Below are 16,408 nucleotides of genomic sequence, written 5' to 3'. Positions count from 1 at the left end.
TCATGAAAAATTTCTTGAATTCTGTGACCAAAAGGGTTTAATATATAGCCGGAGGTGATGTGAGATGTATAGAGATAAAATTGCAAAAATTATCGGTACTGTCTTTTCGGCATTGACAGTACTTCCACTTGCGATTCCTGTCTTTCTCTCGTTGTTGGTTCTTGTGACGAGGGGAAAATTTCTCTACGATTTTTTCATGCCGGCGGAGCTCTTCGTTTTCACACTGGTGGGAGGTTTGGGTGTTATAGTTGTCCTTGCACTGATGAAAAAAGATTTCAGAAGGTTGGCAGTGGCTCTTTCGCTGGCGCTTCTCAATCTGATCGTTTCACAAGTCTATGCCAACGTAAGTGGGCTTGCACATGGAAGCACGGAACTTACAGGAACACATCTGTTCATTGTGAGCACATTCATCGTTCTTTACCACTTCTTTGCCTTCCTGGTGGTGTTTGAAAGTTTTAGATCGTTAAAGTTTCTGCGCTCTTGATAGCCTTTTATAACTCCTTCTGAGACTCATGATTATCAGAGAAGATATTATCAATCCCATCCCTGCAATCTGTTGAATCCCAACCGTTTCGTTTCTAAAAACAACCCCCGCTATCACAGAAACCACCGTTGTGAAGTTGGAGAAGAGGGTGGTGAAGATGGGAGACAGTTTCCTTATGGCGTAGTTGAGGAGGAAAAACGCGACGGTGGAAGAGAGAACACCGAGATACAGGGCACCGATTACCACATCAACGTTGAACACCGGTCTGAAATCACCCGTTGAAAGACTCAAAAGGGTGAAGAAAACTGCTCCGGTCATCATCATGAAGAAGGTGATTTCAGTTGGCGTGAACTTCTTTGAAAACTTTCTCGAGAACACACTGTACATCGCTCCAGAGAGTACGGCAAGGAGCATGAAGACTTTCCCAACGATGTTTCCCGGTGTGATGTTGAAACCAACTATCAATGAAACTCCAAGAAAACCCATTCCCACAAGAAGGTAGTGAAGAAGATCTCCCTTTTCTTTGAGAATGAAAGGAGCAAGGAGGTTGACAACGATCGGTATCAGGGCGATGATCATACCGGCTTCTGAGGAGTTCACTCTCTGAAGGCCGTACGTTTCGAAAAGAAAGTAGAGCACAGGCTGAAAGAGAACGAGTTTCCAGAGCTTCCAGTAGGGTTTCTTTCCAAGCTTCACAGCACCAGTTATCAAGAGGAGAAGGTAAGAGAGAAAAGCCACGATGAATCTGAATGAAAGAAAAGTCAGGGGAGTTACATAATCGAGAGCGTTCTTCGTGAAAAGAAAAGAAAGTCCGAATATCGTGGAATAAGCAAGACCTGAAAGAAGAACTCTTAGATCCATGTTATACCTCCAGCGTTTTTGTCTGTGATGGCATCACAGTTGAGATTTTACTATAAGAAATTCGAAAAGCTAACTACCATTCCACAGAGATTCTCTGGACCATTATTCCGCGATAATAATTGTACGCGGTGAAGCCAAGAAGGTAAAAGATGTGCAGCCTGTTGTTTTCATGTATCAGATTTATGCTCCAGGGGCCAGGAAAGATCCTCTTTTCTCCGATTTCAAAGTAGTCCAGGCTCTCAAGACCGTACTTTTCCATGATGGCCTTTGTGAGGTCGAAGGTCTTTTTCAATTTTCCATCCAAACCGATTTCGATAACGACAGTGTGAAACGTTGAGTAATCTAAGCCCAGAGTGAAAAAAGAATCATCCGTGTGACCGAGAACCGGGTATCCACCGCCACCGCTTGGTATGGAGAAAGGAATCTTTACCGTTCTTTTCTTTTTCTTTTTTCCGAACTCGTAAACGGTCAGCTCTCTGTTCATCCATCCTTCCACTCTGTAGTACTTTCCGTCTGCGAAAAAGTCCGGAAGATAATCCAGCTTGAATTGTTTTCCTTTCTCAGAGAGAGAACCTGAATAAGAGAACACCTGACAGAGGTAAGCAGAGGAATGTCCAGAACCGGTGATCTTGTAGGCAAGAAATTCTACTCCCGATTCGCTCGCTTCGTTGACCAGAAAATTCTCGAAATCCAGTTCTTTCTCATCGAGAATGTTTCCTTCTCTGTCGATTCTCATCAGATATAGAAAATTCTCTCCATCGAGCCCGACACTTCCGAGAAACAGAAAGTCGTTGTCGAGTTTGTACAGTTCTCCGTGGTAGAACGATACATCTTCATAAGGAATGTTCCAGATGTTGTTGTAGGTTGGTTCTCTGTAATCCCAGACATTGGAGTTGAGTTTTCTGTATCTTAAGATGAACCCGTCTCCGCTTGCTTGCCTGTAAGCGTATATCTCGAGAACGTTCTCTCCATCAATGATGGCATCTTCAACGTAGTTGTAGTTGTTCCCGAGGTAACACAGATCCACTCCTTCGAACGAAACGGCTTCTTTCGACACAGATCCCACAAAAACCAAAAATTTCCCGGAATCAAATCTAACTTTATCGATGCTCTGAGCGAAGAGCACAGCCGAGAAAAGAACAAACAGGATCAAAATACCCCTCTTCATTGCTTTACCACCTCCTCGAGATACGCTTGAAGTTCAGAGGTGATTCTGTTCCATTCTTCGTAGAGATCCGGATGTGTGACATCCAAACGTCTCAAGAGCCAGTATTTAATTTCTTCTGGCACTTTTGCTCCCACGGCAGCGAACGGATCTGTCATGATTTTCTTCTGTATCTCTTCTTCTTTCCTCTTTCTTTTCATTCTGCTCATTTTTTTGAGGGAATCTATTTCCGACATTATTCCGGATTTGTAGTTCGGGAGGGCTTTTATTGTGGCTTCGACCAGGCGATTCTCGAGAACAACACTGGGATCTCGAATCTCGTAACCTTCCCTTGTTGGATCGTCAGTGATTCTTCTAAGATAGTTGTTGAGGATGTATTCCTGATTTTTTCTGTTTCTCTGTGAGAGCCATCTCAGAAAGTCATAGGTTGGATATGTTTTTTGAACTGTTCGACCGTCTTTGTTTATGTATGAGTAAGACAGTACGTTGGTTTTGAAGGGATCTTCCTGTTTGTAGGCTTCGTATAGATCTGTCCATTCGTCTATGATCGCGTTGAATTCCTCCACAGTGTCAAATGAAGACAGGCTGTAGAGTCTTTCGAGTGTTTTTCTCACTCTGTCTCCTTCCGGATCTTCTCCTTCTAGTTTCTCCCTGAGCCGGAAGAACTTTTCCAAAAGTTCAGGAACGTTTTCCAGTTTACGTGAAATCCCTATGCTCTTGTACGGAAAATTTTTGTCGAAGAAGTCGATCGAATAGCGATAATAATTACCGGCCAATCTGTAGTTCTCGTCAACTTTCAGCTCGTTGTCTGTCAGAGAGACGTAATAGTGAAACATGTGATACTGTTGTATTTGTTCTCGAGTCTTTCTCACGGCCTGGTTGAACGCTTCAGATCGCTCTGCGAGCTCTTCTTCTTTCAGAAACTCCTGGAAAGTTCTGGCTGCTATCTCGTCGATTCCGATCGCTCTAAGATGCTCGTTTTCTCTCAGATAAAGGAGGTTGATTCCATCGTATTTCATCATCTCTGTCAGATGATGAACGTACTCGGGTTTGAATTCTTCAATACTCCTTTTTATCTCATCGCCCTGTTTCATCAGAAGATTCCATTGATCGACAAGTGTATTGTAAATCTCTGCCTTTTTGTAGGTATTGTTCACCAGAGCCAAAAAGGTATCGAGATATTCTTCGGTTTTGATTTCCATACTCTCCAGATCGTTCAATCTGCTCATCGCCTCGTCGATTTTCTCCTGAATTTTTCTTATCAATTGTGAAGTTTTCATGATCAGATGAGTCTCGAAAAGAATATCGAGTGCGATCTTTTGATCAACATTCTTTCTGAGTTCTTCTGCTTGCTCTAAAATTTCCGAGAATTTGTTCAGAATTCCTTCCAGGTTGCTTTTCATTTCTTCTATTTCTTTCTGGTTCTGGAGGTCTTCTTTTGCCTGTACGACGTACCTGTAGTAGGCCGGTATGACCGCCCCCTTATCGAGCGTTCTGGAAGAGATGTGTTCAAGGTTTCGAGCGTTGTAGCTGATTTTCCCCCATTCCGAATCGGTCTCCTGAAACTTCTGGTTCAGGGAGGAGAATTCGTCGTCGAGATTTTCGAAGAGAAGTTCTTCGTCTGTGAGTCTGTATTCATCACCTATGAATTTTCGCGAATACGCGATGACTTCAAAAGAAGACCGAGCGAGTGGGTTAGCGTGAAAAGCGTAGAAGGCTTCCTCCAGTTTTTTCCGAAGTACCTTCACGGCGTTTGGATCATCCACATTCTCGAGAAATTCTTTCTTTAATTCTTTGAGGTACGCACTGTACTCTTCTTCACTTTCGAATTGTATTTTGGACACCTTCGGTTCATCCAACATGATTTCACCGGACGATGGAACAAACGTTTCGTAAACCATCAGATGTGTTTCTGTGGCAGAATCGATTATCTCGGCTTCCACCCTTATTTCTTCGTCCAGGGTTAAAACCAAGTCTGACAGCGAGAAGGAAGGAGAGTTCTCAACGTGAAGATCTGTTTTTTGAGTCTTGATCGTAACCGTGGCGGATTTGACCTCCTCAGGAAGTTGAACGCGAAGATTTTTCACAATCTTTCTTTTGTAAGTGGGGATTATGTTAATGGTTTTAACGTAATAGGTGCTCTTCTTGTCTGAAAGCCACGGATCGTATCTTGAGAAGAGATCTTTCTCATCGAGTACCTTTGTGTAAACGGTGTTGCCTTTGAGATCTTTCAAAACGATGGTGATCTGTCTTGATTTCATATCTTCCAGCGAAGAAGAGATCTTGTGTTCCTTCTGTACCTGTGCACTCAGGTTGAGCTCAGGAACTGTGAGAACAAACACTTCAGGGCTGTTGATTTTTAGAGTGATGTTCACGGTGCTTTCTGAGAGAAAGTAGTTCAGCGCTTCTTTTTTTCTCTTGAGAACGTATTCCGCTCCACGTTTGAAAAGCTCCCTTCTCCACTGTGTGATCCAGAAGTGCTTGACTTCGTCCACTGTGTACGCTTTGTAGGAGAAGTTCAAATACAGCTTTTTCAGTTTCTCATACCACGGTTTGGATGCGAAGTCGCGTTCGTTCAAAACCTTGTTTCCCACGTTGTAGAGTCCATGCTTCATTCCCTCGTTTACGAATATGTCTTCAAGGAAATCTCTGACTTCGATGGAATCATCTGTCTCCAACCATCTTTTGAAATCCTCTCCCTTGAAAGCGAGCGGATCTTCCTCGAGGATTTCTTCCAGTTCTTTCATCTTCAAACTCACAAATTTCTGTGAATACTCTTTTATTCTCTGATCGAAAACGTACTTTTCCACTCTGTCCCAGAAAGGCTGGGAGAAGCTTAGAACGGTGAGCATTGTGTTGACGTAAGGAATCAGGTTCACAATCTGGGAGACGCCTACTTTTGAAAAATTTTCGAAAGCCTTGTCGTAGTTTCCTTCTTTCAAGTGAGAAATTCCTTCGCTGACATCGAGAACATCGAGAAAATTGGAAGCTCCTGAAACAAAGAAGCTGTACTCCTCAGCAGGTATTTCGAGAAGACTCGCAAAATCCTTTGCCATTCCAAAATCATTTCTGACCTCTTGGTAGGTAGTAAGTTGAGCAAAGAAAAGGGAGGCCACAAGAAGCAATGGAAGGATAACGAATCTAAACACCTTATAAACATCTCCCTTTGATTGAGATAACTCAGTATATCATTTTTAACTGCTGTTTGCCAAAGAAAAGCAGAGATTCATCTTGTCTGGGAATTCTTGGCAAGTTCTATCATGGTCTTCTGGAGCCTTTCCACGTCCTTTGCAAAGTAAAAAACCAGAACGAAAAGCAGCACCGCACAGATAAGCCAGAAATACGCAGAGACTTTCAAGGCAGCCCCGAGAGATCCGAGAGCAACGGACATCACTCCTCCCGCGAATTTTCCAAATCCCGTTCCGAGTGAATCGGTGAGGTTGAATATGGAGAATATTCTTCCCCTTTCCTGGGGTTCGTTGACGTTCAAAAGCATGAACTTCACGTTCGGGCCCGTGAGACTCGCGGTGAAAGAAGCGATGAAACCAAGTAACATGAGCACGAGAAGACTTCCCATGTAGTCCAGGGTCATAACAGTGAAGAAAGTTCCAAGAGCGGTTGTGATAGAGCAAAACAGCGGTAGGAATGGTCTGGATTTCGCGTAGATGCTCGCTCCCCACAGCCCTCCAAGGATGATCCCCACGATGTTTCCAAGACCGAACACGAGGAAAACGAGGGTGGCCGTCTCCACCGAAAGACCTCTTTCTCTTCTGAAGAATTCCACAAGGAAGTAAGGAATGGCACCCCAAGGAATCGTCCCTGCTATGCCCTGAAAGAACAGAAGAAGATTCGTTTTCACCTTCACGAGTTTCGCGTAATCAGAGAGTTTTGGTGCTTTTGGATATTCGTACCCGGACTGAACGAGCTCTCCAATTCCTTTTTCAAAAGCACCTCTTTTCGGTTCTTTCAAAACAAAGATACTGAGAACGGCAAAGAAGATATTCGGAACAGAAACAGCGATAAACGGGACTCTCCAGCCGTATTTCGGTCCCAAAAAGCCTCCAACGATCATTCCAAGAACACTTCCTATGGAAATCGCAGAAGATATGAGAGCCACGACTTTTCCTCTCTTTACCTCGTCGAACATGTCTCCTATCATTGAATAAACGATGGGAAAGGACGCTCCCACACCTATTCCGGTGAGGGCTCTCCAGAAAAAGAGTTCCCCATAAGAGCGAGAAAACGCGCTCATGAGACAGGGAATCTCACCGACAAGAATGGAGTAGATGAGCAGGTTCTTTCTGCTGTATCTGTCGGCGAGGTACCCCCATACGAGACTCACAAGGGCTCCTATCACCGTGAAAGACGAAGCAACGAGACCTATCTGAGCATCCGTGATGTTGAATTCCTGTTCTATCGCTCCTATGTTTGGAGACATCACCATCTGATCCGCGTTCAGGAGAACCATGAGAATCAGAATGAATATAACTGCCATATTCATTCCCCCTTCAGCCACTCGATAACTGCTCTGGTGACATCTTCCTTTTCCACATCGTTGCTCAGAACGTGACCGGATTTTTCAAAAACAAGAAGCTTCCTCTTTTCTGATCTGATGTTGTTGTATATGAACTCGGCTGCCTTCATGGGAACCATGTTGTCGTTTTTTGCCGCGACGACGAGAGTGGCTGATGTGATCTTTGAAACACTCTTTCTTGCCAGTTTCATGAGTTTGTAAAGCTCAGCTGCCTGTTTTGGCCAGTTGTAAGACCAGTACTCTTTTCTCAGGTATTCGATGTCCGGGTCTTCGTACTTTTCTGTGTTTTCACAAGGCATCTTCTTCGTAAACAACTTCAGAATCGGTGTGAGAACTATTCTTTTGTCGAACACATGAGTTGCTGCAGCCAGTGTGACCAGTTTGGGAGGATTCATCTGAGAGGCAAGGATCAGAGCAATCACACCACCCATGGAAAGTCCCACCACATAGACTCTATCGCATATGGCTTTTAAATCGTAATATGCATCGAAGGCGCGTCTCAGCCAGTCTCGAGCGGTTGTCGTCAGAAAATCCTCACCGCAGGTTCCGTGTCCTGGAAGTCTCGGAACAGAAACGGTAAAGCCGGCTCTGTTTACCTCCTTTGCCATGTACTCGAAATCGTGTGGAGAACCGGTGTATCCATGGATGAAAAGAACCCCTTCGTTTCCTCCCTCAAGAAAGATCGGAAGCGACTTCTTCACAGTTTTACATCGTGGAAAATTCATAGGAGCACCCCCTGTTGAGTTTTTGAATACAACAATATTTTAACATTTAGTTACAGGGAATATGAAACGATGGTAGAATTCCTGTTGAGGTGGTAGGATGAAAAGGTCTTTTCTGGTTCTAACCCTAATACTGATGTGGATCGGTCTTGTTTTTTTCTTTTCATCGCAGCCTCCCGATGTTTCTGGAAGGCAGTCCGGAAACGTCTATAAATTCCTCAAAAAGGTAGATAACGTTCTCGACTTCACCCAGACGAGATGGTACAGAAATCTGAGATCCCTACTCGAAAAATGGTGGTTCCCTGACAAGAAGCCAACGGGGGAAGATCTTGTCAGAAAATCAGCTCATTTCGGACTTTACTTTATAATGGGTATTCTTTCTTTCACATTTAGTTATACTTATCTTAGAAAGTATGTTTTTTCTATTTTGATGGGAGTGTCTTTACCTACATTGATAGCCGTTCTCGATGAGTACAATCAAAGTTTCAGAGGAAGAGGGGCTTCTTTGTACGACGTGATAGTGGACATGAACGGCGCTGTGATAGGAACCGTCTTGATTTTTCTATTTCTTCTCACCCTAAAGCTGTTCAAGAGGAGAGGCCTGCGCAGACGGATTCTGTGATATAATTGGCCGAGAAAATCTTCACCGAAAATGGCGGGAAACACTAGACAAAGGAGGGGGACAATAATATGGAAGAAAAGGTGGAATTCATTCTGGAGGTCAGATCGATTCCCGTCTACGGTGATGAGTTCTCTCCCAGGCTCAGAAAGTTTTTCCCGATCGATTACGAACCAGTAGAAAGAGTTACGGTTCCCACTAGCAAAAAAGCGGACTATGCCGTGATGATCTCCTCGAATTTGAAACCTTTCTCCATTAAGGAAGGAGACTACATCCTGATAAGCCTTGACGACGAACCTCAGGAAGGAGATCTGGTGGCGGTACTGGTAAAAGATTTCAGGATAACAGTAGGAAGAGTAAAGGAGAGGCAGGAAGACATCTTTGTGGTAGAGGTGGGCAACGAGGTCGGAATCTATAGGTGTTTTATATTCCCATATCTTGACCAGTTGCACAGAAGTTCATTCGAACTGAGTTTTAATCCTTATGTTCTTGGGAAAATAACAGCGATTCTCAGAAAAAAACCGGCACATTAATTTTCTCGTTTTCAAACACACTTTCCGCTTCCCTCCTGGAAAGAAATAGATTATTTGATGAGACAGAAACCTTCTCCCTCGTTATGGTTCCCAGAGAGAAAACTCACAAACGAAAATCTTGCCAGAAAAAATCATCCTGTTTTTGACTTTTTATAATGGGTATTTTTTGCAACTGAATCATACTAATATTAGTTAGTATGAATACAACCAATAGACATGAACGGTGCCATGTTTGGAGTGATGACTGCTCTTCTGGTGCTGGTCGTTGTGAGGTTGATCACCCGAGCGTACAATATCCGCCGGGGAGGGGGGATAGTATGAAAAAATTTGTGGTGTTGTTAGTGGTTCTTGTCCTTGTCTCGTGTTTCGCCCAGGTGCCAGACTTTCTTTTTTCCTCGAAATATCCCGTTTCTGAATGGATCAGGCCGGGTCTTGTGGTTGTGTACCAGCACGAGGGAGGTACTCAGTCTGGAGAAAGTGCTCTATACGCAACTGGTTACAGAATTTTGATAGTAACGGATGTTCAAAACAGCGTACCCTGTGGAATAGGCATCACATTATTCATCCATCTGACTGATTCATGTTTACTTCAGGGCTGAATCCCGTTCTGGTGTTCGTCCATCCTCAGGAAGTTCAGGCTACACTCGACAACGCAGATGTGTATGCTCAGCAGGAAACGGTTGTACAGGGTGGACAGAACCCCAACCACGCAAGCTATTCTCCTTCAGGGAGATAGTAAGTGGTTGTTGTAGCTCGACTGTGTTACAATTAGCACAGGGAGCGAGAAAATGCCCAGACGTGTGATACGAACCTACAAACTCGCCATACCAGGACATTTGAATCAAATATGCGAAGAACTCAACCGCATCGCAGCAAGAATCTACAACAAAACGATGTCTCTTGTGCAAAAGATACACCAAAAGAAAGGCTTCTGGCTGTCCTGGCCCACCGCAGACAAATACATCCTCCGCTGGGCAGAAAACATCAAAATCCACGTCCACTCAAAGCAGGCATTTGTTCAGCTCTACTTTCAAGCCCTCAAAGGGTACTTCAAAGCAGTCAAAAAGAATCAAGATGCAAACCCCCCTACAAGAAAAAACGCTATCTGCCGTTCATATGGAAAGAAAGCGCTGTAAAACTTCTATCAGACGGCACCCTGAGACTGTCTTTGGGCAAAGAACGAGAACCATTTGTTGTACAAACACTTCTCAAACCTCCCCTTCGCATCAAACAGGCAAGACTTGTCTTTGAAGATGGATACTATCTCCACCTTGCGATAGAGGTGGAGATTGAAGAAAAGAGTGCTAATTCTGGTGTTATGGCAGTCGACCTTGGAGTGCTCCGTCCCATCACGTGCTTTGATGGAAAAGAAGTCATCAGCTACCACGGAGGAGTCCTCAGTAGTGTTCTTCGCTATCGAAACAAACGCCTTGCAAGCCTTCAGTCTGCCATAGCAGAGTGCAAGAAAGGGTCAAGAAGGTACAACAAGCTTGTTCGTGCAAAGAAAAGAGTCCTGAGACGGCTCAAAAACCAGATCAACGACATCATGCACAAGATCACAAGCAGTTTCATCGGACTGTGCCTCAGAAAACAAATCGGAACCATCGTGATAGGAGACGTCACAGGGATCAGAGAAAGAGCGGACTACAGCGACAACGCAAACCAGAAGATCCACCAGTGGCAGTTCAGAAAACTCATCGAGATGATAAGGTACAAAGCAGAGCAGTTCGGAATCGAAGTAAAGCTCATCTCAGAAGCGAACACGAGCAAGACGTGTCCTGTCTGTGGTGCAAAGAACAAGCCGAACGGAAGAAGGTACCACTGCAAAACCTGTGGTTTTGAGTATCACAGGGACGGAGTTGGAGCAATCAACATCTGGAAAAGGTATCCTGGCACAGGCCAGGTAGTAGCGGGTTTGGCCCCCGTCAGAGGTGTTAGGTTTCACCCGCACCTCTGTGGCCATGGAGCGTCTTTGGCTCCATGGAAGGTGGCCTGAGAGCCACCAAAAGTCCCATCCCCTTCAGGGGATTGGGAGAAGGTCAATCCTCAGGGTAGTGTGAGCAGTGAATTTTTAGGGGTCCAGGGAAATATCGCAAGATACAGCGCCACGTACAGCATGGGAACTGTGTTTCCACAGAAAGCAGAATTGATAGGATTTCCCTCGATAGGGCCGTTCTACATACACCCTGATCTTTTGAAGAAGGATGTGGTTCTGGAAATACCCGATATCGGCTTTGTCTGGCAGAATGAACCCGGCAGCTACGGGGTGGACTCTGTCATCTACTTCAACGGTCAGGAATGCTACAGGGCATCATGCTACGAGAACGGCCTCGCTGCAGAGATAAAGACTGTCCAGACGGGTCTTGTTATCGTTCAACAGCTTGTTGAATGAGAAAGGGATGAAAGTGAAAATAGCTGGCTGGAATATATTAGCCAGTATCCGGAGCTTTTTGAAAAGCAGTTCCTGGGTTAGTATCTCGGTTGCAAATTCATTCGCTGGCTTGAGGATGAGCTTTCACTCGAGAGGATAGCAAAACTGAAAAGAGGAAAGATCGAGAGTAAAATTTTAGAGCTTCTTCGATTATGAATGCTTTCAATTCAGGAGATTTACCTTATCTTCGCTGTGTTGACATGCTTGATTTTATTTTGTTATTATTTGACTGACCAGTCAATCAAGGAGGTGTGAAAGTGTCGGTGATTGAGGTGAGAGATCTCACCAAGTATTACGGAAAGTCTAGAGGAGTGGAAGGTGTAACTTTTTCAGTTAAAGAAGGAGAGATATTCGGTTTTATCGGCCCAAACGGTGCAGGGAAGACAACCACCATAAGGCTTCTCCTCGGTTTGATCTTTCCAGATGCCGGTCTGGCAGAGATTTTCAGAAAAGACGTTCTAAAAGAAGGAAAAGAAATCAGAAAGAACGTTGGCTACATTCCAGGAGAGGTGAGCTTTTACCCGGAAGTGACTGTGGAGGAATTTCTCAGGTACTCCGCCAGTTTCTATGAAAAGGTAGACTGGGATTATGTGAAGGAACTCTGCGGTGTTTTCTCGCTCGACACGAAAAAACGTATAAAGGAACTCTCCATGGGAAACAAAAAGAAAGTGGCTATCGTTCAGGCTTTGATGCACAGACCGAAACTTCTCATCCTGGACGAGCCCACGAATGGACTCGATCCTATCGTTCAAAACACCTTCTTTGAAATTTTAAAAAACGAGAAAGAAAAAGGTACGACCGTGTTTTTTTCTTCGCACATATTAAGTGAGGTAGAAAGACTTTGCGATCGCGTTGCGATGATAAAGGATGGGAGAATCATCAGGGTGGAAAAGGTGGAGAATCTCAAAGGGGAAAGGTACAAGGTGGTCCGGGTCAAAGGTGAAAATCTGGAAAAACTGAAAGATCTGGTTGAAGTGAATCGACTGAAGTTTGAAAACGGCACAGCAGAGTTCCTCTTCTCAGGAAGCGTTGAAAGACTCATTGAAATTCTTCGAAGTTTGAAATTATCCGATTTCTGGGTGGAAGAACCTTCTCTTGAAGAGATATTCATGTCCTATTATCGGGAGGGAGAAGAGTGAACATATTCAGGTGGGATATGAAGAGGTACATGAAGAGCACGATCGCTTGGACGGTCGTTCTCATTCTCCTTCAACTCATGTACGCTGCGTTCTATCCGAGTATGGCAAAGGAGACAGAGTTCATAACGAAGTGGATGAAAGTGATGCCTAAGGCGTTCGTGAAGCTCTTCGGACTGGAAGACATGGACTTTTCTAACATCATGAACTACCTCGCCATGGTGTCCAGTATCTACGTGACACTCGTTGGAGGGGTTTTCGCTTCTTTGGTAGGTGTGAGGAGTATTTCAAGAGAAGAAAACGAAAAGACCGTTGAGTTCCTCCTTTCGAAACCGGTTTCAAGGCTTGAGGTTGTGATCTCAAAGTTTTTTTCATCTCTGGTACACGTTCTCATTTTCGATGCGCTTCTGTTCAGCAGTTTGTTCATGTTTGCAAACATCTACAGTTCGGGCCCGGTTGAAGTAGAAAAATTTGTTGCCTTCGCTTTCAGTCAGATGTTTCTTCATTTCACGTTGATGAACATTTCTTTCTTTGTGGGCACTTTGAGGTCAGACGGTGCGCTCTCTCTTGGGCTCGGTACAGTGTTCGTTCTATACGTTTTGAACATGATATCGAAGCTCACAGACAAAGCGGAGTTTTTGAAGTATTTCACTCCGTTTTCTTACGCGGATCCTTCCACTGTTATAAGACACGGTTTTCCGGAATTCTCCGGTCTTTTCTTTGCGCTTGTGAACATAGCACTTCTGATCAGTTCGATCGTTTTGTTCTCAAAGAAAGACATTCTCGTGTGATGGAGGGATCGTGTTGTCGAAGAGGGATGCAATACTGAAGGCAGCGGTTGAGGTTTTCGGGAAAAAAGGTTACGATCGAGCCACAACAGACGAGATAGCAGAGAAAGCCGGGGTAGCCAAGGGTTTAATCTTTCACTATTTCAAGAACAAAGAAGAACTGTACTATCAGGCATACATGTCCGTTACAGAAAAGCTCCAGAAGGAGTTCGAGAATTTCCTTATGGAAAACAGGAATAGGGACATCTTTGATTTCATGGAACGGTGGATAGAAAAGAAACTGGAGTACTCCGCTTTTCATCCCGAAGAAGCAGATTTTCTGATAACGCTCGTGAGCGTGGATGAAGGACTCAGGAAAAGAATACTTATCGACCTCGAAAAATCACAGAGGGTCTTTTTTGACTTCGTGAGGGAAAAATTGAAAAATTTAGATCTCGCAGAAGATGTAACGGAGGAAATCGCTCTGAAATTTCTGATGTGGCTCTTTTCCGGATTTGAAGAAATCTATTTGAGGACCTATCAAGGTAAGCCTGAACTGCTGAAAAGAGACATGAACACACTCGTTGAAGAAGTGAAGGTCATGCTCAGGATTTTGAAGAAAGGCATGACAAAATAATGAAGCGGGGGATTCCCCCGCTTTTTACGATATTCCAAGGAGCCTGTCGATTTTTGCCTTGTCGAATCCGATGACTATTTTGTTGCCGATCTCGATCACGGGAACCCCCATTTGTCCGGTCTTCTTCACCATGAGCTCGGCTTCTCTTGGATTTTTTGTTACATCGACTTCTTTGAACTTGAGCCCCAGCGATCTGAAGTATTCCTTCGCCTTCCTGCAGTACGGGCAGGTGGGAGTTGTGTAGATTTTGATTTTCAGGTGCTGCATCGCTTCACCTCCATTTTCTACTTTTTTAGTCCAAATTTATTCTATCACAGCTGACGGATCATTTCAATTAGTTCTCACAGAACTGAAAAGTTCAGGAAGCGAATCATTGTGCTACAATTTCTTCTATGCAAAGGAGGGAGCTTTGTGCGGTACAGACTCATGTCGATAGAATTCTTCGTCTACGGCACGATGGCCGTTTATTCACTGTTGAGTCAGTTTCTGGCAAACGAAGAACTCTCGAAGTCTCAAATAGGGATCCTGATGGCTATCTTGCCGATCACATCACTCTACGCAAACCATCTGAATTTTGAAATTGCCTCCACCATAGGAAGAGTGAACTGGCTGAAAAGGGTGATTCTGTTCGCTGGGATCCTCTTCTGGGGACTATTTCTGTTCGATGAGTTCTATCTGAAACTCTTATTCATGGCTGTGTTCGCTTTTTTCTTTTCTGCAGTAACCCCGCTCGCCGAATCTGTTATCGTGGACATCACACATCAGATGAAGATGAACTACGGCAGAATCAGATTGTTTGGAACCTTCGGTTTCTCTTTCACAGCTCTTTTAATGAGCGGACTCATCAGACTGGGCTTTGTCACGATATTCTGCACTTTCACTACCCTGATGTTTTTGACCTTCCTGATATTGAATCCAATGAGAGAAGTAGAACTCGGTGAAGAAGAAAAAAGAAAGAGTAAGAAACCTCTTCCCACTTTCTTCTGGCTTCTTCTTCCCGTTGTGATCTTTGGAATAGCGGCAAACAACTTCAATTTCGTTTTTCTGCCTGTTTTGATGAAGGAAAGAAACTACGACGTGTCTCTTGCAAGTATCGCCCTTTCTCTCATGGCCATCACAGAAACACCGTTCCTCCTGTGGGCCGATGAGATAGTGAAAAAGCTCGGTGTGGGATTCATGCTCGCTTCGGGTGTGTTCGTTGTGGGTCTCAGGAACCTGCTTGTGACCATGACAGGTTCCCCAGCTACCTTGCTGATGGTTCAACTCCTGCAGGGATGGACCTACATAGTGATCTATTACTCCATGATGTTTCTCATTCGAACGTTCGGCTCCGCGAGGATCAGGGCACAAAAGTATTTCTGGGTCGCTATGGGAATAGGGCCATTCATAGGATCATCGGTAGGTGGTGTGCTCGCAGAAAATCTTGGTCTTATCAATTCATACAGGATCCTCGGTTTGGTTCCTATGATCGTTTCTCTCTTTGTCTTTCTTTTCCTCAGGAAGTACGAAAGAGCTTCTTGACCACCTCTCTCACTTTTTGGGCATACTCTTCTTTGCAGATCAAAATTCCGTTCGGTGTATCGACCACGATCACATCAGAGAGCCCAACAATCGCTATGGGTTTGTTGTGGGTTTTCACAAAGACACGATCACTGTCCACGAGTATTACTTCGTCCGATTCTTCTGTGTATCCCTCTATTTCTCTCACAGAAGACCAGTTTCCCACGTCGGACCACTCGAAATCTGCCTTTACAACCCGCACTTTTTTCGATCTTTCCATGACAGCGTAGTCCACGCTGATTGAAGGTACTTTTTCGTAGGCTTTTTTGAGCTCTTCGAAATTTCTTGGATCGACATCCTTCAGATTTTCGTATATGGATGGTTCACACACCTTCACCTCTTCGATGAATTCTCTCACTTTCCACAGGAACATACCGCTGTTCCAGAGAAATCTTCCACTTTCGACGAATTTTTTGGCCGTTTCGAGGTCCGGCTTTTCCCTGAACTGAGCGACTTTGTGAACTCCTTCTTCCAGTTCTTCCCCGATCTCTATGTAGCCGTATCCAGTTTCCGGCCTTGTTGGAACGATACCGAACGTGAAAAGACCACCGTACTTCTCCAGGGCATCGAGTGCTTTTTTCACCGTTTTCCAGAATTTTTTTGTGTCCGGTATTCTGTGATCCGCAGGTAGAACAAGCACAGGCTCATCGTCATCTGCCAGCTTTGTTCCTATGAAACAGGCTGGAGCGGTGTTTTTCTTCATCGGCTCTGCAATGATGTTTTCGCCTGGAAGCTCTGGAAGCTCTTTTTTCGTTCTCTCAACGTAGTCTTTGTGAGTTACGACGATCACGTCTCTTGGGTCCATTTCCTCCAGAACGCGCTCGAAAGTCCATCTTATGAGACTCTTGTTTCCGAAGAGTTTCAAAAACTGTTTTGGAGTCTCAGGAGTGGAAAGAGGCCAGAATCTTTCTCCAGATCCTCCCGCGAGAATCAGTGCTTTCATTGTTTCACCTCCTCAT

Annotated in this window: 16 protein-coding genes and 1 pseudogene; 10 read left to right on the top strand and 7 right to left on the bottom strand. The window is 44.5% G+C overall.

Translation table 11 applies throughout. From position 1 onward, the window contains the following. Nucleotides 1–64: 64 nt before the first annotated feature. Nucleotides 65–484 carry a hypothetical protein gene (locus tag T2812B_RS09130; RefSeq protein ID WP_004080518.1) on the top strand — a complete coding sequence of 140 codons (420 nt, stop codon included), beginning with the start codon at nt 65–67 and terminating at the stop codon, nt 482–484. On the opposite strand, the gene T2812B_RS09125 is transcribed toward T2812B_RS09130, so the two are convergent. The 5 genes from T2812B_RS09125 to T2812B_RS09105 form a co-directional block, all read right to left on the bottom strand. Continuing rightward, on the bottom strand, nt 464–1,345 hold the full coding sequence (locus T2812B_RS09125; protein WP_008193339.1) for a DMT family transporter: 882 nt from the start codon (nt 1,343–1,345) through the stop codon (nt 464–466). The two genes, T2812B_RS09130 and T2812B_RS09125, sit on opposite strands and share 21 nt — an antisense overlap. A 73-nt stretch (nt 1,346–1,418) precedes the next feature. Beyond that, nucleotides 1,419–2,513, bottom strand: a complete 1,095-nt coding sequence (locus T2812B_RS09120) for a hypothetical protein (RefSeq protein WP_004080514.1) — start codon at nt 2,511–2,513, stop codon at nt 1,419–1,421. Continuing rightward, entirely contained in the window at nt 2,510–5,659 is a 3,150-nt protein-coding gene (locus tag T2812B_RS09775) for a hypothetical protein (protein ID WP_004080512.1), read from the bottom strand. Before T2812B_RS09775 ends, T2812B_RS09120 begins: the two co-directional genes overlap by 4 nt. 77 nt (nt 5,660–5,736) lie before the next feature. Then, nucleotides 5,737–7,005 carry an MFS transporter gene (locus T2812B_RS09110; RefSeq protein WP_004080510.1) on the bottom strand — a complete coding sequence of 423 codons (1,269 nt, stop codon included), beginning with the start codon at nt 7,003–7,005 and terminating at the stop codon, nt 5,737–5,739. Nucleotides 7,006–7,007: 2 nt separating this feature from the next. Continuing rightward, the gene (locus T2812B_RS09105; RefSeq protein WP_004080508.1) at nt 7,008–7,769 is read right to left on the bottom strand and encodes a carboxylesterase; all 762 of its coding nucleotides are present in this window, start codon (nt 7,767–7,769) and stop codon (nt 7,008–7,010) included. A gap of 97 nt (nt 7,770–7,866) precedes the next feature. On the opposite strand from T2812B_RS09105, the gene T2812B_RS09100 reads away from it, so the two are divergent. The 8 genes and pseudogenes from T2812B_RS09100 to T2812B_RS09060 all read left to right on the top strand — a co-directional run bounded on the left by T2812B_RS09100 (nt 7,867) and on the right by T2812B_RS09060 (nt 13,889). Then, nucleotides 7,867–8,388: a VanZ family protein gene (locus tag T2812B_RS09100; protein WP_004080506.1), complete on the top strand. Its 522-nt coding sequence runs from the start codon at nt 7,867–7,869 to the stop codon at nt 8,386–8,388. A gap of 68 nt (nt 8,389–8,456) precedes the next feature. Further along, nucleotides 8,457–8,918: a S24 family peptidase gene (locus tag T2812B_RS09095; RefSeq protein WP_004080504.1), complete on the top strand. Its 462-nt coding sequence runs from the start codon at nt 8,457–8,459 to the stop codon at nt 8,916–8,918. A 317-nt stretch (nt 8,919–9,235) separates the two neighbouring features. After that, complete coding sequence (locus T2812B_RS09085; protein WP_004080502.1) at nt 9,236–9,517, top strand: hypothetical protein; 282 nt, start codon at nt 9,236–9,238, stop codon at nt 9,515–9,517. A 189-nt stretch (nt 9,518–9,706) separates the two neighbouring features. Further along, nucleotides 9,707–10,914 (top strand): annotated as a pseudogene (locus tag T2812B_RS09080) (RNA-guided endonuclease InsQ/TnpB family protein). A 60-nt stretch (nt 10,915–10,974) separates the two neighbouring features. Next, nucleotides 10,975–11,310 carry a hypothetical protein gene (locus tag T2812B_RS09075; protein WP_004080499.1) on the top strand — a complete coding sequence of 112 codons (336 nt, stop codon included), beginning with the start codon at nt 10,975–10,977 and terminating at the stop codon, nt 11,308–11,310. A gap of 296 nt (nt 11,311–11,606) precedes the next feature. Beyond that, complete coding sequence (locus T2812B_RS09070) at nt 11,607–12,488, top strand: ABC transporter ATP-binding protein (RefSeq protein WP_008193354.1); 882 nt, start codon at nt 11,607–11,609, stop codon at nt 12,486–12,488. Next, nucleotides 12,485–13,276, top strand: a complete 792-nt coding sequence (locus T2812B_RS09065) for an ABC transporter permease subunit (RefSeq protein ID WP_008193357.1) — start codon at nt 12,485–12,487, stop codon at nt 13,274–13,276. Before T2812B_RS09070 ends, T2812B_RS09065 begins: the two co-directional genes overlap by 4 nt. 10 nt (nt 13,277–13,286) lie before the next feature. After that, complete coding sequence (locus T2812B_RS09060; protein WP_081501914.1) at nt 13,287–13,889, top strand: TetR/AcrR family transcriptional regulator; 603 nt, start codon at nt 13,287–13,289, stop codon at nt 13,887–13,889. Nucleotides 13,890–13,913: 24 nt separating this feature from the next. Here the strand turns inward: T2812B_RS09060 and T2812B_RS09055 are convergent, their stop codons facing one another. After that, the gene (locus T2812B_RS09055; protein ID WP_004080491.1) at nt 13,914–14,156 is read right to left on the bottom strand and encodes a glutaredoxin family protein; all 243 of its coding nucleotides are present in this window, start codon (nt 14,154–14,156) and stop codon (nt 13,914–13,916) included. Nucleotides 14,157–14,300: 144 nt separating this feature from the next. On the opposite strand from T2812B_RS09055, the gene T2812B_RS09050 reads away from it, so the two are divergent. Continuing rightward, the gene (locus T2812B_RS09050; RefSeq protein WP_008193367.1) at nt 14,301–15,410 is read left to right on the top strand and encodes an MFS transporter; all 1,110 of its coding nucleotides are present in this window, start codon (nt 14,301–14,303) and stop codon (nt 15,408–15,410) included. On the opposite strand, the gene T2812B_RS09045 is transcribed toward T2812B_RS09050, so the two are convergent. After that, nucleotides 15,385–16,392: a mannose-1-phosphate guanylyltransferase gene (locus T2812B_RS09045; protein WP_008193370.1), complete on the bottom strand. Its 1,008-nt coding sequence runs from the start codon at nt 16,390–16,392 to the stop codon at nt 15,385–15,387. The two genes, T2812B_RS09050 and T2812B_RS09045, sit on opposite strands and share 26 nt — an antisense overlap. Nucleotides 16,393–16,408: the final 16 nt, after the last annotated feature.

Source organism: Thermotoga sp. 2812B (assembly GCF_000789335.1).
GTDB classification, from domain to species: domain Bacteria; phylum Thermotogota; class Thermotogae; order Thermotogales; family Thermotogaceae; genus Thermotoga; species Thermotoga maritima.
The sequence above is the reverse complement of the archived record's forward strand: the minus strand, read 5'-3'. Positions and strand labels throughout refer to the sequence as shown.